Source organism: Shewanella sp. ISS20 (genome assembly GCF_056522965.1).
In genome coordinates this window covers 2,743,755-2,767,036 of the sequence record NZ_JAWRZK010000001.1, presented here as the reverse complement: position 1 = coordinate 2,767,036, position 23,282 = coordinate 2,743,755, and the positions used below count along the sequence as shown (strand labels likewise).

At 46.6% G+C, this 23,282-nt stretch carries 17 protein-coding genes; 15 read left to right on the top strand and 2 right to left on the bottom strand.

Going from position 1 to position 23,282, the window contains the following annotated elements:
* Positions 1 to 29 precede the first annotated feature (29 nt).
* The 14 genes from AC1HDP_RS12535 (at position 30) to AC1HDP_RS12470 (ending at position 16,179) form a co-directional block, all read left to right on the top strand.
* Positions 30 to 485 (top strand): DUF3305 domain-containing protein, encoded by a 456-nt coding sequence (locus tag AC1HDP_RS12535; protein WP_140930102.1) that lies wholly within the window; start codon positions 30 to 32, stop codon positions 483 to 485.
* Positions 482 to 1,144: a DUF3306 domain-containing protein gene (locus AC1HDP_RS12530; protein WP_479639022.1), complete on the top strand. Its 663-nt coding sequence runs from the start codon at positions 482 to 484 to the stop codon at positions 1,142 to 1,144. Before AC1HDP_RS12535 ends, AC1HDP_RS12530 begins: the two co-directional genes overlap by 4 nt.
* A gap of 186 nt (positions 1,145 to 1,330) precedes the next feature.
* Positions 1,331 to 2,944 (top strand): 4Fe-4S binding protein, encoded by a 1,614-nt coding sequence (locus tag AC1HDP_RS12525; protein WP_479639888.1) that lies wholly within the window; start codon positions 1,331 to 1,333, stop codon positions 2,942 to 2,944.
* Between the two features lie 9 nt (positions 2,945 to 2,953).
* Positions 2,954 to 3,619, top strand: coding sequence for a TorD/DmsD family molecular chaperone (locus tag AC1HDP_RS12520; RefSeq protein ID WP_479639021.1), 666 nt, complete (start codon positions 2,954 to 2,956; stop codon positions 3,617 to 3,619).
* A gap of 124 nt (positions 3,620 to 3,743) precedes the next feature.
* The gene (locus tag AC1HDP_RS12515) at positions 3,744 to 3,935 is read left to right on the top strand and encodes a formate dehydrogenase (protein ID WP_140930099.1); all 192 of its coding nucleotides are present in this window, start codon (positions 3,744 to 3,746) and stop codon (positions 3,933 to 3,935) included.
* Between the two features lie 63 nt (positions 3,936 to 3,998).
* Complete coding sequence (locus AC1HDP_RS12510) at positions 3,999 to 6,845, top strand: molybdopterin-dependent oxidoreductase (RefSeq protein WP_479639020.1); 2,847 nt, start codon at positions 3,999 to 4,001, stop codon at positions 6,843 to 6,845.
* Between the two features lie 23 nt (positions 6,846 to 6,868).
* On the top strand, positions 6,869 to 7,471 hold the full coding sequence (fdh3B, locus tag AC1HDP_RS12505) for a formate dehydrogenase FDH3 subunit beta (RefSeq protein WP_479639019.1): 603 nt from the start codon (positions 6,869 to 6,871) through the stop codon (positions 7,469 to 7,471).
* A gap of 10 nt (positions 7,472 to 7,481) precedes the next feature.
* A complete protein-coding gene (locus tag AC1HDP_RS12500; protein ID WP_479639018.1) occupies positions 7,482 to 8,576 on the top strand; it encodes a formate dehydrogenase subunit gamma in 1,095 nt (364 codons plus the stop codon).
* A gap of 470 nt (positions 8,577 to 9,046) precedes the next feature.
* Positions 9,047 to 9,244 carry a twin-arginine translocation signal domain-containing protein gene (locus tag AC1HDP_RS12495; protein WP_140930096.1) on the top strand — a complete coding sequence of 66 codons (198 nt, stop codon included), beginning with the start codon at positions 9,047 to 9,049 and terminating at the stop codon, positions 9,242 to 9,244.
* A 15-nt stretch (positions 9,245 to 9,259) separates the two neighbouring features.
* Positions 9,260 to 12,112, top strand: coding sequence for a formate dehydrogenase subunit alpha (locus tag AC1HDP_RS12490; protein ID WP_140930095.1), 2,853 nt, complete (start codon positions 9,260 to 9,262; stop codon positions 12,110 to 12,112).
* Between the two features lie 29 nt (positions 12,113 to 12,141).
* Positions 12,142 to 12,711: a formate dehydrogenase FDH3 subunit beta gene (gene fdh3B, locus AC1HDP_RS12485; protein ID WP_140930094.1), complete on the top strand. Its 570-nt coding sequence runs from the start codon at positions 12,142 to 12,144 to the stop codon at positions 12,709 to 12,711.
* A 68-nt stretch (positions 12,712 to 12,779) separates the two neighbouring features.
* A complete protein-coding gene (locus AC1HDP_RS12480) occupies positions 12,780 to 13,757 on the top strand; it encodes a formate dehydrogenase subunit gamma (protein WP_140930093.1) in 978 nt (325 codons plus the stop codon).
* 649 nt (positions 13,758 to 14,406) lie between these two features.
* Positions 14,407 to 15,744, top strand: a complete 1,338-nt coding sequence (locus tag AC1HDP_RS12475) for a coproporphyrinogen III oxidase family protein (protein WP_479639017.1) — start codon at positions 14,407 to 14,409, stop codon at positions 15,742 to 15,744.
* Between the two features lie 264 nt (positions 15,745 to 16,008).
* Entirely contained in the window at positions 16,009 to 16,179 is a 171-nt protein-coding gene (locus AC1HDP_RS12470) for a hypothetical protein (protein WP_168195116.1), read from the top strand.
* A 178-nt stretch (positions 16,180 to 16,357) separates the two neighbouring features.
* Here the strand turns inward: AC1HDP_RS12470 and AC1HDP_RS12465 are convergent, their stop codons facing one another.
* Complete coding sequence (locus AC1HDP_RS12465; protein ID WP_479639016.1) at positions 16,358 to 20,449, bottom strand: response regulator; 4,092 nt, start codon at positions 20,447 to 20,449, stop codon at positions 16,358 to 16,360.
* A gap of 268 nt (positions 20,450 to 20,717) precedes the next feature.
* On the opposite strand from AC1HDP_RS12465, the gene AC1HDP_RS12460 reads away from it, so the two are divergent.
* Entirely contained in the window at positions 20,718 to 21,800 is a 1,083-nt protein-coding gene (locus tag AC1HDP_RS12460) for a response regulator (RefSeq protein ID WP_479639015.1), read from the top strand.
* Positions 21,801 to 21,889: 89 nt separating this feature from the next.
* Here the strand turns inward: AC1HDP_RS12460 and AC1HDP_RS12455 are convergent, their stop codons facing one another.
* A complete protein-coding gene (locus AC1HDP_RS12455; protein WP_479639887.1) occupies positions 21,890 to 23,008 on the bottom strand; it encodes an MFS transporter in 1,119 nt (372 codons plus the stop codon).
* Positions 23,009 to 23,282 lie beyond the last annotated feature (274 nt).

Below are 23,282 nucleotides of genomic sequence, written 5' to 3'. Positions count from 1 at the left end.
TTTAAGCAGGATTAAGATTCGGAGTCATAATGCAACATTCTGAAAGTATTTGGCCTATGCACGTTTCTCTGAAAAAAGTAGAGAAGCAAGTGGGACGCTGGACCTCGATCCAATGGGAATTAGATCAAGTATTACCTGGGGATGAAAATACCCCTGCAGGCTTTAAAACCGTGGCGTTAGAGCTGTTTTTAGATGAGCGCGCCAGCTATCGCCTCAATCTGGATATGGAAAACCCAACGTTATTTATCGTCTGCGATGAATTAGAAGATGGCACTTGGGTGCCAGCCGTGGTGTCTGCTGACCAAAATGTCGCAGCGGGTTGCTTAGAGGGCGATACCCCAGTACTGAGCATGGCTATGCCTGATGCGGTAGCCTGCTGGTTAGAAGCTTTTATTACTCGCCATGGCGAAGTGGAAATCAGTGCGCACAGACGTAAACACGTTAACCGCCGTAAAGAACAAGCCCAGCAAGGGAGAAGTCGATGACATCTGGCAACGGATTACTCAGCCGTTGGCACTTACGTCGCCAACAGGTTGCTGCAGAAGCCAAGGAAGATGAAGCTAAAGCTTTGCTAGAGCAGCAGGCAACAGAGGAATCATCAGCGCAAATCAGCGATGACTTGCCCGTGGACGCAGAGCCTACAGAAGCTGAGGCTCCACAGCCCTTGCCCGATCCTGAAAAAATTGAAGTGGGCGGCAGCTTTGCCAGCTTTATGGGCGACAATGTTGACCCATTAGCGAAAAAAGCGGCATTAAGAGCCTTATGGAAACAGCCTCACTTTAATGAAATTGATGGCTTACTTGAATATGCACTGGATTACAGTAATCAGCCTAAATTAAGCGCTGAAGTGTCGGCTGAACTAGTCAATAAAGTATTTAAGCGAGTGATTGAAAGAGAGCAAAAAGAGTTAGCCGAAAAAGAGGCGCAACAAGCCGCACAATTAGCTGAGCACAATAGTCAGCTCAATGATCATCACGTCATGGATGTGGTGGATAGTGATAGTGCGCAGGATGAAGCCGCGCCAGATGCCATGCTTAATAGTCAAGATGACAATATAGACAATTTGCCAGAGCCATTAGTGGCAAATTCTCAAAAAGTGGCAACCGAATCAATCGATGAAACTCAACCTGTTACTTTGGGTTAGTTTAGTGAATTATAAAGGCCTCCACTCTGGTATGGCTCTTGCTGTGTGTATTTGTAGAACTCTTATGGAAATTCAACAATATAAAATGGAACACACACGCAAAGTCATTAACAGGGTCATGTTCAGGAACGCAATGTGAACAATAAACAACATCCACTGGAGCTGAAAAATATTCGCCAGCGTGTCATGGCGAATACCCAAATTCTGCAGAATTTGATCCCTCCGACAGTGAGCTATACCACCCAAGGTAATGTGCTTATTCTTGGGCCAGAAGATTTAGCTCGCCTAGCAGCGGCTAAGCTGCCACAAATGGCGAGCTTAGTCATTTTAGCGACTGATGCTATTACCAGTCAGGAGGATGCTCATCTTGAAAAAGTGATGAACTCAGCAGTTAATGTCGAATGTTTTTATAATAAAATTGTCGATATTAAAGGCTTTTTAGGTCAATTTCAGGTGACAGTTGAGCAAGGCGAAACCTTAGCGCCATTAAGTGTGGTGGCCATTCGCAAGCCACACTTTGATATGATTTTAGATTTAAGCCACACCCCAAATTTGAACCTAGAAATGTTGCCGCCAGGCTATTTTCATGTGGGGTATGACGAAGCTAAATTAGCCGCCGCGCTTAGCGACATTCCTGAGTTAGTCGGTGAGTTTGATAAACCAAGATACGTTAAGGTTAATAGCGATATTTGCGCTCATAACCGCAATGGCATCAATGGTTGTAACTTGTGCCTTAACTTCTGTCCGGCAGATGCTATCAGCAGCCAAGACAAGTTGATCACTATTGACCCATACCTGTGTCATGGCGCCGGTAGTTGTACCAATGCGTGCCCAACAGGCGCCATTAGTTATGACTTACCTAATCCGCAGTCGTTATTAACTTATCTGCAAAAGCTGATTGCGCGCTTTAGTGATGAAGCCAGCGTCGCCCCGGTGATTTTATTCCATGACAACAATGTCACCGCCGAGCAATTGCAGCAGCAATTAGCGGGTGACGTCTTGCCTGTGGCCTTAGAAGAAATCACAGTCGCTTCGATGGAGCATTGGTTTGCGGCGTTAGCCTTTGGTGCGCGCCAGGTGTTGATCATGCAAACCGATACTACAGCGCCAACCTTAACCCAAATGCTGAACGGTGAATTGGCCTTAGCTAATCGCATCTTAAGTGAAATGGGGCAACCAGAGCGCATCAGCTTAATTCATGATGCTGCCATTGCCGAGCTTGATTCGCAGCTGGCTATCAGTAATTTATGGCCGGTTATCGCGCCAACCCAAATTGCCGCAGCGCCTAAGCGTAGCGTGCTATATACAGCTATCGATCACCTTAATGCACAAGCGGGCGCAGTAGTGTCTATTGTGCCTATGGCTAATATTCCGTTTGGCCAAGTGAATGTTAATCTTGAAAAGTGCACCTTGTGTGTGTCTTGTGTGGCTATTTGTCCAACTCAGGCGCTGCGTGATGGCGGTGACATGCCAGCCTTGCGCTTTACTGAGCAAGATTGCGTGCAGTGCGGCTTGTGTGAAGCGGCCTGTCCTGAAAATGCCATTAGCTTAACTGCGCAAATCAACTTTAATAGTGACAGTCGTCAGACGCTTAAAACTATTAAAGAAGAAGCGCCATTTGAATGTATCCGCTGTGGCAGTGCGTTTGCAACCCAGTCTATGGTGCATCGCATGCTCGATATGGTCGGGGCCCACAGTGCCTTTAGCGCCAATATTGAACGCTTAAAAATGTGCGGTGATTGCCGCGTTAAAGATATGTTTGAAGACATACTTCAAGATCCAGAAAAGCAACTGAGATAGAGTGCAAATATGACCGACCAAGTAAGAGAAGTAAGTGAAAACGATCAGTTGCGAGCCGATATTTATCAGTTGCTTGCGGCCCTGCTTCGCCGCCAACCTAGCCAAGAGTTATTAGACTTTTTAGCTGAGCTTGATATTGAAGCGAATGATGACAATGACATGACCCGCGCCTGGTTAGCGCTGAAACTGGCCGCCGCGCAATTTAACGCGACCCAGTTAGAAGATGAATACTTTGACGTCTTCTTAGGTGTTGGTCGCGGTGAAGTGCTGCCTTACGGTAGCTGGTTTATGACAGGTTCGCTGATGGATAAGCCATTAGCCTTACTGCGCAATGACTTAAAGCAATTAGGTTTTGAGCGTGAAGAAAACGTCAAAGAGCCAGAAGATCACGTTGCCGCTTTATGTGAAGTGATGGCTACCTTGATTTTAGAGATGCCAAGCTATCGTCAACTGGCTTTCTATCAGCGCCATATGAGCAGCTGGGTTAATCGTTTTTGCGATACCTTAGCCGCAGCGCCAAGCGCAGCGTTTTATGCCACAGTGGCACAATTGGCCAAAGCCTTCTTCGTATTAGAAGCGGCTGAATTTGAACAATTAAGCCTAGATATTCCAGTGAATTGTCCTGGAAATTCCGATATAAAAACAGCGGCAGTGGAAGAGATTAAGGTGAATTAAGGGCGATTAGCCCTTATCGGGACTGTCTGCCGCCCAAGCGGTAATAGGAAAGTAGACAGTGAATTAAGGAGGCAAGGATGCCTCCGTAAGTTGGGCATATGCCCTTGTGTTAATAGGAGAGGCCATGAAACAGCAAGCAGCCATGAGTCGTCGAGAGGCCTTAAAAGCCTTAACGGTCGGCACAGTAGCGAGCGCAGCGGTGATAGTAATAGCACCGGTAGCAGCTGAATCAAACGACGTCACCCCTGCAGTAGTTAAAGGTGAAGGTTACCGAGAAACCCCCCATATTCGTGCCTACTATGCCAGTTTGCGTTAACGCAGCAGTATAAAACGGTTTCGGATAGGCGCTTAGGCGTCAACAATTAGAGGAGGATGTGTGATGCGACTAACACGCACATCAGATAAAGTCAGCTTGCCCAAATCAGGCTTAGGCCTAAATCGCCGTCAGTTTCTTAAAACTGCCGGATTATCCGCAGGTGGCATAGCTGCCGCTTCCATGCTTGGCACGGCCATGATGCGCAAAGCTCATGCCGAATTTATCCCCCACGATACCCCTATCGAAGTAAAAAAAACCATTTGTACACACTGCGCCGTTGGCTGTGGCATTTATGCTCATGTGCAAAATGGCGTGTGGACAGATCAAGAACCCGCCTTTGATCACCCCTTTAATTCCGGTGGTCATTGTGCCAAAGGCGCTGCTGTGCGTGAAGTTGGCCATGGCGATCGTCGTCTTAAATACCCCATGAAAAAAGAAGGCGGTAAGTGGAAGCGCATTAGCTGGGAGCAAGCGATTAATGAGGTCGGCAATAAAGCCCTCGAAATTCGTGAGCAATCCGGGCCAGATTCCATTTTCTTTATGGGCAGCGCCAAATTTTCTAATGAGCAAGCCTATCTCTATCGCAAATTAGCGGCCTTATGGGGCACAAATAACGTCGATCATTCAGCACGCATTTGTCACTCAACCACGGTGGCTGGTGTGGCCAACACTTGGGGCTATGGCGCGCAAAGCAACTCAATCAATGATATGCGTAATGCTAAGAGCATGATCTTTGTGGGCGCCAATCCTTGTGAAGCGCACCCTGTGGCCATGCAGCATATTTTGATTGGTAAAGAGCGCGGCGCCAAAATCATAGTGGTCGACCCCAGATTTACTCATACCGCGGCCAAGAGTGATGAATATGTTCATATTCGCCCGGGTACTGATATTCCTTTTATTTACGGCTTGTTATGGCACATTTTTGAAAATGGCTGGGAAGATAAGCAGTTTGTAGAAGAGCGTGTGTACGGCATGGAGTTAATCCGTGACGAAGTGAAAAAATTCCCGCCGGATGTGGTCGAAAATATCGCGGGTGTCACTAAAGAGCAGATGTTTAGAGTGGCAAAAATTCTGGCCGATTATCGCCCCGGCGCCATAGTCTGGTGTATGGGGGGGACTCAGCATCATATGGGCAACTCCAATACCCGCGCTTACTGCATCTTGCAGTTGGCCTTAGGTAACATGGGGGTGCCTGGCGGTGGCACTAATATTTTCCGTGGCCACGACAATGTGCAAGGCGCCACAGATTTTGGCTTATTGTTTGATAATTTACCGGGCTACTACGGCTTAACCTCTGGTGCGTGGGAGCACTGGGGCGCCGTATGGGGGCTTGAATATGCGTGGATGAAGAGCCGCTTTGATCAAGGCACTTATCTCGGCCAAGAGCCAATGCACTCAACCGGTATTCCGTGTTCCCGTTGGCAAGATGGGGTGCTTGAACCCAAAGATAAAATTGCCCAGCGCGACAATATCCGTATGGCGTTTTTCTGGGGGCAGTCAGTAAATACTGAAACCCGTGGGCCCACCGTCCGTAAAGCACTAGATGCTATGGATATGGTGGTCGTAGTTGACCCATTTCCTACTATGGCAGGGGTTATGCCTGAGCGCAGTGATGGCGTGTATTTGTTGCCCGCGGCCACTCAGTTTGAAACCTATGGTTCAGTTTCAGCCACTAACCGCTCGATTCAATGGCGCTCTAAGGTCATTGAGCCCTTGTTTGAATGTAAACCCGATCATGAAATCATCTATTTGTTGGCCAAGCATTGGGGCATAGATGCCCAAATGTTTAAAAACATTAAGGTCAATGGCAGCGAGCCGTTAGTTGAAGACATTACCCGCGAGTTTAACCGCGGCATGTGGACCATAGGCTATACCGGCCAAAGCCCAGAACGTTTGAAGTTACATCAAGAAAACTGGGGCGAGTTTAGCGCGGATAGTTTGCAAGCCGCTGGTGGCCCATGCGCTGGTGAAACCTATGGTTTGCCTTGGCCATGTTGGGGTACGCCCGAGATGAAGCACCCAGGCACCCAGATTTTATATCGCACCGATCTAGAAGTGCGTAATGGTGGCGGAACCTTTAGGGCGCGCTTTGGGGTTGAGCATGAGGGCAAAAGTATCTTGGCGGTTGACTCATGGTCTAAGGGCAGCGCCATTGAAGATGGTTATCCAGAATTCACCGATGCCATGCTTAAACAACTGGGCTGGTGGAGTCAGTTAACTCCAGCCGAGCAAAGCGCCGCCGAAGGTAAAAACTGGAAGACAGATTTGTCGGGGGGTATTCAGCGCGTGGCGATAGCCAATGGTTGCACTCCTTATGGCAATGCTAAGGCGCGTTGCACTGTCTGGACCTTCCCCGACAATATTCCGATTCATAGAGAGCCGCTTTATACCCCAAGGCGCGACTTAGTGCCGCTATACCCAACTTATGCTGATCAATATGTGGCACGGCTGCCAACCTTGTACGAGTCCATTCAAAAACAAGACTTTGCGAAAGACTTTCCGCTAGTGCTGACCACAGGGCGGATAGTGGAATATGAAGGCGGCGGTGAAGAGACGCGTTCAAACCCTTGGTTAGCGCAATTACAGCAAGAAATGTACATAGAACTTAATCCTAAGGATGCCCAAGACCGGGGCATACGCGATGGTGATAAGGTCAAAGTGCATAGTCCAGAAGGGGCGATCATTGAAGTGGCGGCCATGGTGACACCTAGGGTAATTCCCGGTGAAACCTTTATGCCATTTCATTTCGCGGGTGTGTTTGAGTCTAAGAGTTTGGCTAAGGATTACCCTGAGGGCACAGAGCCCTATGTGATAGGTGAGTCCGCCAATACCGCCATGACCTATGGCTACGACATAGTGACTCAAATGCAAGAAACCAAAGCCACCCTGTGCCAGATTAGTCGGGCATAACCCTTGATGAGGAGATTGCTATCATGGCAGTCATGAAATTTTTATGTGACACCAAGCGCTGCATCGAGTGTAACGGTTGCGTCACGGCTTGCTCCAATGCCAATTCTGAGGCCTTAGTTTGGGGCATTCAGCGTCGGCGCGTGGTGACCTTGCACGATGGTGAACCTGGGGAAGCGTCAATATCTGTGGCCTGTATGCATTGCAGTGATGCGCCTTGCATGGCCGTGTGTCCTGCCGATTGTTTTTATCGAACCGATGAAGGCATAGTGCTGCACGATAAGGAAACCTGCATTGGCTGCGGCTATTGTTTTTACGCTTGTCCCTTTGGTGCGCCCCAATTTCCGCAAAAAACCAGTTTTGGTTCGCGCGGAAAAATGGATAAGTGCACCTTTTGCGCGGGTGGCCCCGGGGATAACTTCTCAGAGCAACAGCAAAAGCTCTATGGCGCCAACCGGATTGCCGAAGGCAAGTTGCCGCTATGCGCTGAGATGTGTTCCACCAAGGCGCTGCTGGCAGGCGATGCTGAAGTGATTTCAAACATATACCGCGCTCGAGTCGCGGCGCGCAGCAACCCAGATGCCATTTGGGGCTATGTGCCAGAGACTGGGGGCATCCCAGCGCAGTAATGCCACCTAAGTGTTAGGTAAGGAGATGCAGATGTTGATTCAACAAATCCGTCACCTGTTGGCATTAGTGCTACTGGTGACAGCGCCCATGGCTTATGCCGCTGACTCTAGCCCTAAGCCGGCGCCGTCAGAGCAGGCGTTAATGGCGCAGCAACAACAAGTGCTCGCAGCGCAGCAGCAAGCGATGCAAACCATACAGTTGCATCCGCAGCAAGCTGAGGTCGAGTTGTGGTCGGCCATTAAAAATGGCGATCAAGGGGTGACTTCAGCGCAAACCACAGGGGCCGATCAGCTCATTAATGTGGTTGGCAATGAGGGTAAACTAGTTCGCAGTGAGTACATGATGCCAGCGATGGCGTTTGCGGTTGTCGGTGTCTTTGGTTTGTTCTTATTGTTTTTTCTGATTAATGGTCCGGCCAAATTGGCTCATGGTTTTTCCGGAAAAATGGTAGAACGCTGGAGTAAGCTTGATATTTGGCTGCATTGGTTGATGGCTATTAGCTGTTTAACCTTGATGTTTACCGGGCTTAACATTCTGTTGGGGCGCTTTGTGCTACAACCTTTAGTGCCAGCTTCCATCTGGGCGGCGCTGATTTATGGCAGCAAAACGATTCACGATTGGATAAGCCCAGTGTTTATGGTGTCTTGGATAATATGCATAGTGAAATGGCTACCACTACAGACCTTTAAGATGTACGACCTTAAATGGTTTGCGACCGTGGGCGGCTATATTAACTTTGGGCCGTTCAAGGGTAAGCATCCTGATAGCGGCTTTGCCAATGCCGGTGAAAAGATGTGGTTTTGGACCTTAACTCTGTTTGGGCTAGTGGTCGTAGTGTCGGGGTTATTGCTGTTATTGCCCAAATTAGAGCTAGCGCGGGATGTTTCTGTGCTGGCATTACTGGCCCATGATGCGGCCGCTGTGATCTTAATCGCGTTTACCATAGTGCATGTGTGGATGGCTACCGTATTAAATGAAGGTGGACTTGAGTCTATGGTGTCCGGTTATTGTGATGAAAACTGGGCGATGCAGCACCACAACCTTTGGTATGACGAGCTTAAAAGCCAAGGTCTGCTTAAATACAAGCCCAATGAGCTAACTTAACTGCTTTAGTTACCGTTAATTTAGTGACCTATATCCAGCCCCATACCCAGCCTAAGTGCTGGGTATTTTTATGGCTACCCCCCGCCTTTGACTCGTGTAACTGTTTAGTTTCGCTGTTTTAATCGCCAACAAGGCGCACATTCACTCGCCAAATGGTGGCTTTTTATACCAAGAGTTTAAGTGTTTTTCATTTGTAACTAATCTTTGAAAGTTTTTTTGCCGCTCCCACCATGTCAGTCTGATTAACAATGTGATCAAGGTCGCACTCTTGGCCGAATTGTGGCGAAAACAACCCGGAAACCCCACTCTGATCAAGGTTTATTCAGATAAAACTTTTATAGTTAACTCGCTTTTTAAGACCATGAAAAATCGTGAGTTTTTAACCAATCTGCAACAAGCTGTGCTTGCGGTAAATTGGCTTTATCAAGGCGTTGTCTATGTATTTCAACGTCGATTAATCAGGAGCAACAATGAAAAAACAACAGCCAGATCTGAACCGCAGATCGCTGCTGAAGGCTCTGACAGTAGGTAGTGCGGCCGGTGCCGTGATTGCTACCGCAGGTGTCAGCGTCGCTCAGGCAAGTGAGAGCAGTAAGGTAGCTAAATCGGAAGATGGTTACCACGAAACTGCGCATATTCGTGCTTATTACAATAGCCTGCGCAGCTAATCAGGAGAATTCGCGATGAAATTAACTCGCAAGTCAAATGTCGCCACTGTGGCTGACAAGCCGACGCTAGGTATTAGCCGTCGTCAATTTATGAAGCATGCTGGTATCGCCACTGGTGGTATTGCGGCTGCCTCATTACTGGGTACTGGTATGATGCGTCGCGCTGAAGCGGCTGACGTTCCATATGATGCTCCAATCGAAGTTAAGCGTACTATTTGTTCTGCTTGTGCTGTTGGTTGTGGTTTATATGCTGAAGTACAAAATGGCGTGTGGACTGGTCAAGAGCCAGCATTCGATCACCCATTTAACGCTGGTGGTCACTGTGCTAAAGGTGCTGCTCTGCGTGAACATGGTCACGGTGAAAAGCGTCTGAAGTACCCAATGAAGTTGGTTGACGGTCAGTGGAAGCGTCTGTCATGGGAACAAGCTATCAATGAAGTTGGCGACAAGATGTTGGACATCCGCAAGGAATCAGGTCCAGATTCAGTTTACTTCATGGGTAGCGCTAAGTTTTCTAACGAAGGCTGTTACTTCTACCGTAAGCTGGCGGCTATGTGGGGCACGAACAACGTCGACCACTCAGCACGTATTTGTCACTCTACCACGGTAGCCGGTGTTGCTAACACTTGGGGCTATGGTGCGCAAACTAACTCTTTCAACGACATTCAGAATGCCAATGCGATTTTCTTCATTGGTGCTAACCCTGCTGAAGCCCACCCTGTGGCCATGCAGCACATTCTGATCGCTAAAGAGAAGAACAACGCTAAGATCATCGTGGTAGATCCACGCTTCACTCGTACTGCTGCTCACTCTGATCTGCATTGCCCAATTCGTCCAGGTACTGACATTCCGTTTATCTACGGTATGTTATGGCACATTTTCCAAAATGGCTGGGAAGATAAGGCATTCATCGAGTCACGCGTATTCGAAATGGATACTATCCGTGAAGAAGTGGCTAAGTGGAACCCGAAAGAAGTTGAAAACGTTACTGGTTGCTCAGAAGAAGTGGTTTATCAAGCCGCTAAACTGATGGCCGATAACCGTCCAGGTACCGTAGTTTGGTGTATGGGTGGTACTCAGCATCACGTGGGTAACTCTAACACTCGCGCTTACTGTATTCTGCAGTTGGCTCTGGGTAACATGGGTGTGTCTGGTGGCGGTACTAACATTTTCCGTGGCCACGATAACGTACAGGCAGCTACTGACTTAGGTCTGCTGTTTGACAACTTACCAGGTTATTACGGTTTGACTACTGCGGCATGGCAGCACTGGACCAACGTATGGGAACTGGATATGGAGTGGATGAAGAGCCGCTTCGATCACGGTACCTACTTAGGTCGTGAGCCTATGACTACTCCAGGTATTCCTTGTTCACGCTGGCACGACGGTGTGTTAGAAGACAAGGCTAAGCTGGCGCAGAAAGATAACATCCGTTTAGCTTTCTTCTGGGGTCAATCAGTTAACACTGAAACTCGTCAGTCTGAAGTGCGTGATGCCTTAGACAAGATGGACACAGTAGTTGTTGTCGATCCATTCCCAACTATGGCAGGTGTTATGCATCGCCGTAAGAATGGCGTGTACTTACTGCCTGCGGCGACTCAGTTTGAGACTCGTGGTTCAGTATCTAACTCAGGCCGTTCAGTGCAGTGGCGCGAGCAGGTTATCGAGCCGTTATTCGAATCTAAGACTGACATCGAAATCATGTACCGTCTGGCACAAAAAGTCGGTATCGATAAAGAGTTAACTAAGCGTATTCCTGTTGAAAATGGCGTTCCTGTCATTGAAGACATTACCCGCGAAATCAACCGTGGTATGTGGACTATTGGTATGACAGGTCAAAGCCCTGAGCGTATCAAAGAGCACACCATGAACTGGGGCACTTTCAGCAACAAGACGCTGGAAGCCACAGGTGGCCCATGTAAGGGTGATACCTATGGTATGCCTTGGCCATGTTGGGGTACCCCAGAGATGAAGCATCCTGGTACCCAAATCCTGTATGACACAAGCAAACACGTTAAAGACGGTGGTGGTAACTTCCGTGCACGTTATGGTGTGGAATACAAAGGTGAAAACCTCTTAGCTGAAGGTACCTTCTCTAAAGGTTCTGACATCGAAGATGGTTACCCAGAATTCTCTGCCCAAATGCTTAAGCAATTAGGCTGGTGGGATGAGCTGACTGCAGAAGAGAAAGTGGCTGCTGAAGGCAAAAACTGGAAGACTGACTTATCTGGCGGTATCGTGCGCGTAGCGATTAAGCATGGTTGTATTCCATTTGGTAACGCTAAAGCGCGTTGTATCGTATGGACCTTCCCTGACGAAATCCCGTTACACCGTGAGCCTCTGTACACTGCTCGTCGCGATTTGGTATCTAAGTACCCAACGTATGACGATATGCAAGTACATCGCTTGCCAACTCTGTACAAGTCAATCCAAGAAAAAGACCTGTCTGGTAAGTACCCACTGGTACTGACTTCTGGTCGTCTGGTTGAGTACGAAGGTGGTGGTGAAGAATCTCGTTCTAACCCATGGTTGGCAGAACTTCAACAAGAAATGTTTGTTGAAATTAACCCAGCTGATGCCGCCGATCGTAACATCCGTAATGGTGATGACGTATGGCTGGAAGGCGCTGAAGGCGGACGCATTAAGGTACAAGCTATGTTAACTCCTCGAGTTAAGCCTGGCGTAACCTTTATGCCGTACCACTTCGCAGGTGTGATGCACGGCGAAAGCTTGGCACCTAACTATCCAGAAGGCACAGTGCCTTACGTGATCGGTGAATCTTGTAACACGGCTCTGACCTATGGTTATGACCCTGTGACTCAGATGCAAGAGACTAAAGCGTCTCTGTGTCAGATTGCCAAAGCGTAAGTGCTGCATAAGCTAGGAGAATTGCCATTATGGCTACAATGAAATTTTTATGTGATACCAAGCGCTGCATCGAATGTAACGGCTGTGTCACTGCTTGTAAGAACGAAAACGCCTCTGCTTTAGAGTGGGGTATTAACCGTCGTCGCGTAGTAACCATCAATGATGGTCAACGTGGTGAAGCCTCTATCTCTGTGGCATGTATGCACTGTAGCGATGCCCCATGTATGGCGGTATGTCCTGCGAACTGCTTCTACCAGACTGAAGATGGTCTGGTACTGCATGACAAGGACACCTGTATTGGTTGTGGTTACTGTTTATATGCTTGTCCTTTCGGCGCGCCTCAGTTCCCGAAAAGCGGTGCTTTCGGCAGCCGTGGCAAGATGGACAAGTGTACTTTCTGTGCCGGTGGCCCAGAAGAGAACCACTCAGAAGCTGAACTGAAGAAGTACGGTGCTAACCGTCTGGCTGAAGGCAAGCTGCCAATGTGTGCTGAATTGTGTGCGACTAAGTCATTGTTAGCGGGTGATGCAGATGTAGTTTCTGCCATCTTCCGTGAGCGTGTGGCTTACCGTGGCGCCAAGAACGCAGCTTGGGATTAATTTTCCAAGTTTAGGACAGTCCATCAAGTTGTCTCTGTTACGGCAGAGATAACCCTAGAGGATAGATTATGAACAAACTGTTCAAACACATAGGCTTAGCCATAGCACTGTTATTCAGTGCCGTCGCTTTTGCCAATGGTGGTGACGCGGCCGTGGCCCAGTCTCAGGATGCGCAGGTATGGGCGCAGCTGAAGGATGGCGTGGTTGGTTACACCGACTCTAAGAGTGAGTTTCACGGTCAAGCTATCAATACTTATGATTTACGAGTATTGGAAGCCCGTGCTGACTGGTTAGCGCCAGCGTTAATGGCCTCGTTATTTGGCATGATTATCATTTTTGTTCTGTTTATTGCGGTCAACGGTATTTCTAAGTTGCACCACGGTTATTCAGGCAAGATGGTATTTCGCTGGTCAAAATCCGATGTTGCCATTCACTGGTTAGGCGCCATTCCGTGCTTACTGCTGATTGTCACCGGTCTGGTACTGCTGGCTGGTCGCTTCTTCTTCCAACCTTATTTGGGTGAAGGCGTATGGGCTGGTTTAGTCTATGGTGCTAAGCAAGTGCATGACGTGGTAGCGATTCCATTTATGCTGGGTTGGGCACTGATGACAGTGCTGTGGGCCAAAAACCAAATCCCAACTATGTACGACGTTAAGTGGTTCATGGTTGTTGGTGGTTACATTAACTTCGGTCCTTTCAAAGGCCAGCACCCTGACGCTGGCTTTGCCAACGCGGGTGAGAAGTTATGGTTCTGGACTTTCGCCATGTTCGGTTTACTGATCTCAGTATCTGGCATGATGTTATTGTTCCCTAACCTGTTTGAACCAAGCCGCAACTTAAGCTTATTGGCTCTGATTGTTCATGGCGTTAGCGCCATCATCATCTGTGCTTTCTCCATTGTTCACATCTTCATGGCAACTGTTATGTCTGAAGGTGGTATGGAATGTATGGTGTCTGGCTACTGTGATGAGAACTGGGCTTCACAACACCACAACCTGTGGTTTGATGAAATCAAAGAGAACGGTACCCTGAAGTATAAAGACTAAGTCTTAACACTTTAGCGCCTCAAAAGCCCCGCCAACGCGGGGCTTTTTGTTGCCTGTCGGCAATGGGGGGGCTGCTGACGGCAAGAGTGGTTAGATTGGCCAAACTGCGCGAGCCACTTGGCGCATTAAATCCACGCGATTGATTCGAATCACCCTCTTAATCTAATCACTTTGTGAGTTGAATAACTTGCCTAATCTAATCATGCGGTGATGAGAATAAGAGCTGTAATCGCATCACAGGGGGAAATGTCGAGGTGAGTTAAGTGGATATGGCTGCAGGCTGGATGCATTGTAAAGTCGTGGGGCTAACCCTTGAGTGTATCTTGGTGAGTTTGGTGCGCTGGGCTGTTTGGTTAAGTTAGACCCCGTGGCCGTAGTACTCGATACTCCCTTAGTGGAAGTGCGAGATTTCAATAACTCTGCGCTCTAGTGCAAGGTGTTAGTGGAAAAGCTGTGATAGGTAAACGCGGCTCTGGTGGCGTTGGCGCTAAAAAGTGTGATCTATCTTAAAAAAATTTAATGGTTAGCGAAATGAGAGGCGTTATTTTCTAGTCAGTTCACGGTTTAACTATCTCAAAATGGATAGCCTGAGGGGGTCAGAGTATTCAGGGCCGACTGACAGTTAACGGGCTCACTTTTAGGAAAGGGTATGTCACAAATCATTCAAACCTTAGATTCAACCATAGTTACCCCATATCAGGCCAATATTACTGTGCCAGATTGGATGCTGAGCTCGATGGAACGCGTGATGCAGTTCTATGTCGATAAGAACCTAAGATTAGACACCCAATCCGCTGATGTTATGCCAGCACCGATTGAAGGCAAGAAGTACATGCTGTATGCCCATGTGCCTTTTTGTCATACCTTGTGCTCTTACTGCACCTTCCATCGATTCTTGTTTAATGAAGATAAAGCTCGCGCTTACTTCATCTCGCTGCGTAAAGAAATGGAAATGGTCAAAGCCCTAGGTTATGACTTTGAGTCCATGTACATAGGTGGCGGCACCACGACAGTATTAGAAGATGAGTTAGCCCGCACCATTGAACATGCGCGCAAACTGTTCCCCTCTATCAAGGAAGTCTCGTGCGAGTCGGATCCTGTGCATTTAGATAGCCCAGGCTTTAAAGACTTAAAAGGGCTGGTGGATAGAATGTCCATTGGCGTGCAAAGCTTTGATGATGGCATCTTAAAGATGACCGATAGGTTAGAGAAGTTTGGTACAGGTCAGCAGACGTTCGATAAAATCATGGCAGCGAAAGAGCTGTTCCCGATCATTAACGTCGACTTGATTTTTGGTTTCCGTGGCCAAACTGAAGCGGTTATTCAGCACGATTTAGATATGGCTAAGCGTTTAGATCCCCGCCAAATCACGACTTATCCTTTGATGATCACTCATCAAACTCGCAAAAGTGTTAAAGGTACCCTTGCCGCGCCGCAAGGCGAGATGGTCAATCAATACCGTCAAATTCTTAATAATCTTAATGGCCAATATAACCAGTTAACCGCATGGGCCTTTGGCAAAGCGAACAACGAAGGCTTTGATGAATACGTCATCGATTATGATGAGTACTTAGGTGTGGGTTCTGGCTCGTTCAGTTTCTTAAACGATACATTGCACGTCAATACCTTCTCACTGCGTAAATACCAAGAGCGTATTGCCGCAGGTAAGATGAGCGTAGAGCAGCAAAAGCTGTATTCCAAGAAAGACGTGATGCAGTATCGCTTCTTGCTCGGCATGTTCTCTGGGCGGTTATCTCGTAAGTATTTCAGAGAGACGTTTGGGGTGAATTTAGATACCAGCTTATTTAAAGAAATGACCTCGATGAAGCTGATTGGCGCCATTAAGAATGACCCAACCGATCCTGATAATCTGATCGTTACCGATAACGGTAAGATGATGGGCTTGTTGATGATGAAAGAGTTCTATTCGGGCATGGATAACGTTAGAGCGCAATTACGTAAACCTCTGCAGCAGCAAGATATGTAATCCTTGCATTTGGATAAAAAAAAGACGCCGCTGGCGTCTTTTTTTATTAAACTTTATTTATCCCAGCGAGGTAGTTAAGTTACAGCGTGAAAATTCTAACTTCATGAAAGTAATCATAAATGTGACGTGTAGCACGTTCAAATGTAGTTAATTTTCATCCTTGTGGGATATATTAGTAATGTAGCGGTTAAATTAAGCCCAATTGATTTGTGATTTCGATTGATTTAGTCTCGCCAGTAAGTGGGGTTGAAACGGTGATTGAACATGGAACAAATACTATTATTTAGCGATTTTTGTGAGCGTTATGGTCTGGATGAAACTTGTCAGGATAGCCGCCGCTTGTACAAGGTTTACCAAGCTAAACTTGAAGTTTTTCATTTGGCCATGAGTCATTTGATTGTGGCTGAAGCCCTTAAAAAAGCAGCGACTTACTAATTTTTCACGGATTTTCGTATCCCTTCGCGTGTATCTCACCGCCTAATCTTGATCTTACACTTATTGATTGTTAGCCCGAGCGGCAAGCTTGGCTTGATAGCCGCAGGCGATGGCGAAGTGTGTTAGTAACACATCTCTCGCAATCGCTGTTGTCTATGACAAGGTTAAGACTGAGTCACTACGCCGATTTTGACTGAGTAATCAGTTTATTTAACTCTTCCTGCGCGGCCGTAAAGTTAAACTCAGCAATCGCCTTTTCTAAGGCGGCAAAATCAATGCCTAAGGCATTAATGGCCACAGCGTTTTGCTTCATCAGAGCAATAAAATCTATCGCTTGAGTATCAAAGTTATCCAGCAGCATTTGCAGTTGTTGCAGTTCAATCATGAGCTCAGTGGCATCATAAGCTTTCACTGCCGTGGTGACTGCTGGCGCCACCACGGGCCCAAAGGTCAGTACTTCTTGTTGTAACTGGCGAAGCATGTCGCTTAGTCGCAATAAAAACTCAACGGATGGCAAAATTTGCTTATGGCCTAAATCTTCGAGCTCTTTACCAATTGCAGACAAGCTATCGGCACTGATATTGGCGGCGGCGCCTTTAATGGTATGGCCGACACGACCAATAAACTCCCAATCATTGCTAGCCACAGCTTGTTGCAGGGCGCTTTGTTCTTGGAGGCGACTATTGATAAATGAACTGACAATTTGCCAATAGAGTTTGACATTGCCACCTAAGCGGCTTATGCCATCGTCAATATTAAGAATTTGCAGCTCGCCGCCAAGGGGGTGGCTATAAACAGTATTTTCAATCTCAGCAGGCACATCATCTTGCTGATTAAGATTGATAATGGCGGGCATACTTTCATCAAATCTGGAGTCGTCGTTATGCTGGCTCGGTGACGTTTGGAAGAACTCACAGATGTCATTAGGGTCATCGGCAATTTCTATCACGGGAATGGCGCTGACAGCATGGTTGGCTGGCGTGGCATTATTTAGGGGGGGCGAGGTATAAGTAATATTTTGGGGGTTTTCATTCAGCCAGCGCGTTATTTTTTTCAACAGCTCATTGACGTTAATCGGCTTACCGAGATGATCATTCATGCCCGCGGCTTTACAGTTTTCCACATCTTGGCTCATGGCGTTGGCTGTCATGGCTATGATAGGAACATTGAGCTTGAGCTTATTGCGAATATTCTTGGTGGCGGTAATACCGTCCATCACCGGCATTTGCATATCCATCAATATCAGCTGGAAGCTTTGCTTTTCGAGCCAATCGAGCGCCTCTTGGCCATTGTTGGCCACTTTAATCTCTGGGCCATAAGGCTCAAGTATGCCAATGGCTACTTCTTGGTTAGTTTCGTTATCTTCCACTAATAACACTTTGGCCTTATTGATAATGCTGTAATCATTTTGCTCAGGTTCGGCGCGGCGTGCTTTGAGTGATTCAGTGGTCTTCATGACACCAAAGGCATTCATGATGGCATCAAATATCAAGGACGGGTTAACCGGCTTAATGACTAGGCCATCGAATAACTTCTCGTTATCACCGCTGAGCCCCACTTCACGGCCATAGGCGGTGACCATGATGAGTTTCGGCAGTTTATCTTCAGCAATTTTTTCGCGAATTTGTTTAGTGGTTTCTATGCCATCAATGCCGGGTAACATCCAGTCCATAAACACGACATCAAAAGGGTCTAATTCATTAATGCCTTTTTCTACGGCGGTCACAGCTTCAAAACCATTACTGACTGTCATGACCCTAAAATTCATGGCCTTGAGCAGGCCCATCATGATTTCTCGGGCGGCATCGTTATCATCCACCACTAACACGCGCTTGGCCTGTAGATCATCGATAGGTTGATAGAATTTTCTGGCTTTAACATCTTGCAGGCCGGCTTCAATGGTAAAACCAAAGACTGAGCCTTTACCTGGCTCGCTCTTCACCCAAATGCTGCCCCCCATCAATTCGACCAAGCTTTTCGAGATAGTTAAGCCTAAGCCTGTGCCGCCATATTTACGGGTGATTGAACCGTCTGCTTGCGAGAAGGATTTGAACAGGCGTCCAAGTTGCTCCTCACTCATGCCAATACCGCTATCGATAATTTCAAATTGGATAACTATGTTGTCGCTAACCTTGCTCTCTGACTGCTTAACTTTAACGATAATTTCGCCTTTCTCGGTAAACTTGATTGAGTTACCGCAAAGGTTAATTAGCACTTGGCCTAGACGCAGCGGATCGCCGACTAAGGCTGAAGGTAGGTGTGGGTCGATATCAAATAAAAACTCAAGGTGTTTATCATCGGCCTTCATGCCAATCACGTTGGCGAGGTTATCTAACACTTCATCGAGTAAGAAATCGATATTTTCAATGCTAAGTTTACCGGCTTCCACTTTAGAAAAGTCGAGAATGTCATTAATGATGCCAAGCAGAGATTTAGCGGCATGATCAATTTTACTGACGTAGTGATGCTGTTTTTCCGATAGCCCAGAATGCAGGGCTAAATGCGACATACCAATAATGGCGTTCATTGGAGTGCGGATTTCATGGCTCATATTGGCTAAGAACTCACCCTTAGCCTTACTGGCTTCATCGGCAGCATTTTTGGCACTGCGCAGCTCAATCTCCAATTCTTTTTGTTCAGTCACATCAACAAAGAGTCCCACAATGCCCTTGGGATCGCCCTTACTTGAGTAGTAAGTAGCCTCGAAAATACTGATATGACGTTGTTCATTGTCGGCATTGTTAAGGTTGAGATCGTATTGAGTGGTGCCTGGGGTTTGCAATAAGGTTTTTTCGGCATTATTGAAAACCAGCGTGGCTTCTACTGGGAATAAATCGGCAGGGGTGCAGTCCAAAATATCGGCTTCAAACAAACCAAGAAAATCACTAAAACCATTGTTGACCCCAAGATAGCGGCCATTGGCATTTCTAAAATACATCGGGCTTGGAATCGCGTTGAGTACTTGCTGGTTGAACTCAAGCTGTTCAGCAATGCGCCGCTCTGCCGCGGCTTGCAGTTCACTATTTCGGGCAAGTTCAAAATTAATGGCTAAGTCATCTTGGACCTTATTGAGCCATGATAATTGTGACTCAGTGAGCGGACTCGTGAGGCCTAGCTCTAACAGACCAATAATATTGTCATTCACCTTGAGCGGGAAGAAATGTAATTCTGCCAAGGCTAATTCACCATCAAGCAGTGGGATGCGATATTTGCCATCGAGATCCCGCAGCGAGAAGTGATTACGGCTACGCAATAAGCTTATCTGAATCGAATCCTTATCTGCGATGGTTTGACTGCCGCGGCCAGAATAACCGCAACCTGCTACTCGTGTGAGTTGGTTATCAACGAATTTATAAATACCAATCAAGGGGATTTCAAAGCGTTCAGCCAAGAAATTAATCACATTACTCCCCAATTGATTGGCGTCGGCGGAGTCACGCATTACGTCGGTAAATTCTTTGATGGAAGAGTTCATCTGTAATTGCTGATTCACTTCTTGCAGGATTAAATTTTGCGCCCGCGCTAAGGGGCGCAGCGCCCCTTTGTTGCTTTCCGTGAGTTGGAAGGCGAAATCATGATTGTTGACTTGTTTTACTAACTTACGCTGCATCCGATAGGCGGGTGACAATACGTAGAGCCACAATAAGAGAAATGAAACCAGAGCTGAAACCGACAATAGAATTAAGCCAGTAATCTGATAATCAAATAACTCATGAATTCTTTGTTGATATTGGGTTAATTCATTGCGGGTGGATTCATTGAGTAAGCGATAAAAATCACCGATGGGCGCCATTATTTTTCGTTTTTCTTGAAAGTAGGCATTACTAAATAACAGTTCAATGGCTTTATTTGGATTGGGGTCGATCTTAACCAGTCCTTTATCGGTACGCTCTATGCCTTCAATGGCATCAAAGGCTTCTCTTTCTAGATTAATTAAGTTGTCAGATAGCGCTATGGCTTGGCGCAGTAAAATAATTTGGTTGGGAGCAATGCCAGCATCTTCCATGCGCTCAAGTAAACTTGGATGCGCTTGATTCGAGTTATTGTGAGGAATGAGTAACTCATTGGGATCTGAAGCTACGTCCCAATATTCAAAAATATTCCCAGGTGGTTGCGGCGCCACACCATTGCGTACGGCAATGACCCGATTAAATAATTCTTTCCATTTAGGATTGCCAGTGGCGGCATAACTACGAGCAAATTTAGTCAGGTGATCTGAGCTTTGCTTGAGCTCGTGCGCCAGCATAATACGCTTGTGTATGGTTAACACCTGTGTATCTAATTGCACGGAATTTAAATGAAGCTGGTAAGAAAAATAGGCAATACTCAGTAGCAGTATCGAGACTAAGCTACAAAGCATAATAAAAATTGTGCGGATCGAACCCATAAACAAACCTCATTCCTTGAAAGTTGTAATTTCTTCCATAAAGCGTCTAGATTTAAACTAACTCTTTGACGCTTGACACTAAGTGTAGGTTAGTTAATCGATATTGCTCGAAACGGATTGAGTGAATGTTATTACAAGGATGGAACACACAATGGACTCTAAACCCTGCGTGCTTATAGTGGATGATGCCCCTGAGAATCTAGCGCTTCTTCATGGGTTACTTAAAGATAGTTATCTCGTTAGAGCCGCTAATTCCGGTGAATCTGCACTTGATATTGTGAGCAAAATGCCCATTGATATCATTTTGCTCGATGTCATTATGCCTGGCATGGATGGCTATGAAGTGTGTCGCCGCCTCAAACAAAATGAAGCGACTCGCTCCATTCCTGTGATTTTTTTAACCGCTAAAGATTCCACTAAAGATGAACAATTTGGCCTAGATCTGGGGGCCAGCGATTACATTGCTAAGCCAATTAGTCCACCGATTGTGTTTGCGCGGGTAAAAACTCATTTGCAAATTAAAGCTTCCCAAGACTTTTTGAAAGATCAAAATACTTTTTTGGAAGCCGAAGTTCAGCGCCGTATTCATCAATTATCACAAGTGCAAGATGTCACCATAGCGGCGCTCGCAAGCCTTGCCGAAACGCGCGATCAAGAAACTGGTAATCATATTCGCCGTACTCAGTGGTACGTAAAATTGTTAGCCGAAAAGGCTAGGTTTTTACCAAGATTCAGTGAGCGTCTGACCCCTGAAGTGATTTCTACCTATTTCAAATCAGCGCCTTTGCATGACATAGGTAAAGTCGGTATTCCCGATAATATTTTGCTTAAGCCTGGCAAGTTGAATAATGATGAGTTTGCTGTGATGAAGCAGCATGCTTACTTTGGTTATCGGGCGTTAATTGAAGCCGAAGAAGATATAGGTTATGAGGATTCTTTCTTAACCGCAGCGAAAGATATTGCTCATTATCACCATGAAAAATGGGATGGTAGTGGTTATCCCAACGGGCTTAGCGGTGAAGATATTCCATTAAGTGCCAGGTTAATGGCGATTGCTGACGTGTACGATGCGCTGATTAGTAAGCGGGTGTATAAAGATGCTATGACCCATGATCAAGCCATGGATATTATCCGCAATGGCCGTGGCACGCATTTCGATCCTGATTTAATCGATGTTTTTTTTGAAATTGAAACTGAGTTTCAGCACATAGCGGCTAAATACAGTGATGAGTAACTGCCTAGAGAGTTTTTCTAGGCGGTTATTCAATATTTCATCTAAGTATTTATTGGCTTAGCATGATAAGAACTGGTTATATCGCACGTTTAGATAGACGGCAATATAGGTTTGTTTTGGCGAGAGCGGTAGCTTTTGATCATCATGTACAAGCTGGTGGTGATAAGGCAAATCAGTAAATAATGAAGCAGGGCATTACTGTCTTTAGGCATAAACTCTACTAAAATCGGGCCCGCTACTGAGCCAACGCTGTAGCTAAGTAGCATTAACTGAGTAATAGAAACTATCTTACTGGGCGCACTATTATCGCAAGCCAAGCTGATGGCAATAGGATACAGAGCAAAAGCGCTCGCTCCGACTATCATGTAAGCGCCAGCCTGCAGTTGAGCTTGCTGGCTAGTTAAAATAAGCCCTAATGCTGCCACACCTAGCAGTGAAAACATCGCCATTAACCATTTCTTGCCAAGACGGCTGGATAAATAACTCACTAGCGGTTGAATGAGCATGCCGCCCACTATCACTAAGGCCATGATCACCCCAATTTCAGCCTCGGTCTTGGCCTGCATTTGCAAGGTGAGTGGTAATAAGCCATAAATTGGCCCGAGCACTAATCCTGACACTAAGCAGCCCATAATCGCTGGGCGCGAAATATCTTTAACTGCACTCAAGCTAATGCCATGGCGGGCTTGCTTTGCTGGCTGACCTTTAGATATAAGTAATGGCGGTAAACACGCCAGTAGCAGTAATGCCGCGACTACTAAAAAAGGCAGCCAACCTTCAGTACCTAAGGGCCCAACCGCCAACTGTCCTGTGGCAGTGCCACCATATAAGGATGTCATGTACAGGCCTAAACGTTTGGCTCTTTGTTTGGCGTTATTAGCCATTAATAACCAAGACTCAACCACCACAAATACACCAGCCACCGCGAAACCTGCCACAAATCGCGCTGCTAACCACAGATTAGCGTCAGGAAAGGCGGGCATTATGATGACAGTAAGTAACAGCAGTAATAAGAAGGCAATAAATGCCATTCTGTGGCCAATCTTGGCTACTATGGCTTCTATGCTAGTGGCGCCTATGAGTAAGCCAAAATAAAAACTACTGGCTAACCAAGGAGCTAGGTGAGTGCCTATATTAAATGCCGGTAACGAGAGTGGGATTAAGCTCATTAAAAACCCCGAGGCCAACGCAAATAAACTTAACCCCATGACAGGAACTAAGGTGCTAGTTTGGGGGGCAGTATTAATATCTGTGGGCACTGATTGAAGGTTCCAAATATGAGTTAATTGGGAGGCGCTATGGCAAAATTCGACGGACTCTACTGGCAATAATTGGTAAGGTAAAGTGAGTTAAATTGACAGTCTCATGCAAAAAATTCTAACGAGAACAATGTTTTAAAATTGTTAATGTAAATACCCCTCAAATAGCCTCAAAAGCCAGCAATATTTGCTGCTGGTGCCAATATCCCTTACCATCAAATTT

What these genes read in the sequence shown, in the direction of transcription:
- AC1HDP_RS12535 (WP_140930102.1), top strand. Translation starts at nt 30, where the DNA reads ATGCAACATTCTGAAAGTATTTGGCCTATGCACGTTTCTCTGAAAAAA.
- AC1HDP_RS12530 (WP_479639022.1), top strand. Translation starts at nt 482, where the DNA reads ATGACATCTGGCAACGGATTACTCAGCCGTTGGCACTTACGTCGCCAA.
- AC1HDP_RS12525 (WP_479639888.1), top strand. Translation starts at nt 1,331, where the DNA reads ATGGCGAATACCCAAATTCTGCAGAATTTGATCCCTCCGACAGTGAGC.
- AC1HDP_RS12520 (WP_479639021.1), top strand. Translation starts at nt 2,954, where the DNA reads ATGACCGACCAAGTAAGAGAAGTAAGTGAAAACGATCAGTTGCGAGCC.
- AC1HDP_RS12515 (WP_140930099.1), top strand. Translation starts at nt 3,744, where the DNA reads ATGAAACAGCAAGCAGCCATGAGTCGTCGAGAGGCCTTAAAAGCCTTA.
- AC1HDP_RS12510 (WP_479639020.1), top strand. Translation starts at nt 3,999, where the DNA reads ATGCGACTAACACGCACATCAGATAAAGTCAGCTTGCCCAAATCAGGC.
- fdh3B (WP_479639019.1), top strand. Translation starts at nt 6,869, where the DNA reads ATGGCAGTCATGAAATTTTTATGTGACACCAAGCGCTGCATCGAGTGT.
- AC1HDP_RS12495 (WP_140930096.1), top strand. Translation starts at nt 9,047, where the DNA reads ATGAAAAAACAACAGCCAGATCTGAACCGCAGATCGCTGCTGAAGGCT.
- AC1HDP_RS12490 (WP_140930095.1), top strand. Translation starts at nt 9,260, where the DNA reads ATGAAATTAACTCGCAAGTCAAATGTCGCCACTGTGGCTGACAAGCCG.
- fdh3B (WP_140930094.1), top strand. Translation starts at nt 12,142, where the DNA reads ATGGCTACAATGAAATTTTTATGTGATACCAAGCGCTGCATCGAATGT.
- AC1HDP_RS12480 (WP_140930093.1), top strand. Translation starts at nt 12,780, where the DNA reads ATGAACAAACTGTTCAAACACATAGGCTTAGCCATAGCACTGTTATTC.
- AC1HDP_RS12475 (WP_479639017.1), top strand. Translation starts at nt 14,407, where the DNA reads ATGTCACAAATCATTCAAACCTTAGATTCAACCATAGTTACCCCATAT.
- AC1HDP_RS12470 (WP_168195116.1), top strand. Translation starts at nt 16,009, where the DNA reads ATGGAACAAATACTATTATTTAGCGATTTTTGTGAGCGTTATGGTCTG.
- AC1HDP_RS12460 (WP_479639015.1), top strand. Translation starts at nt 20,718, where the DNA reads ATGGACTCTAAACCCTGCGTGCTTATAGTGGATGATGCCCCTGAGAAT.
- AC1HDP_RS12455 (WP_479639887.1), bottom strand. Translation starts at nt 23,008, where the DNA reads ATGGGGTTAAGTTTATTTGCGTTGGCCTCGGGGTTTTTAATGAGCTTA.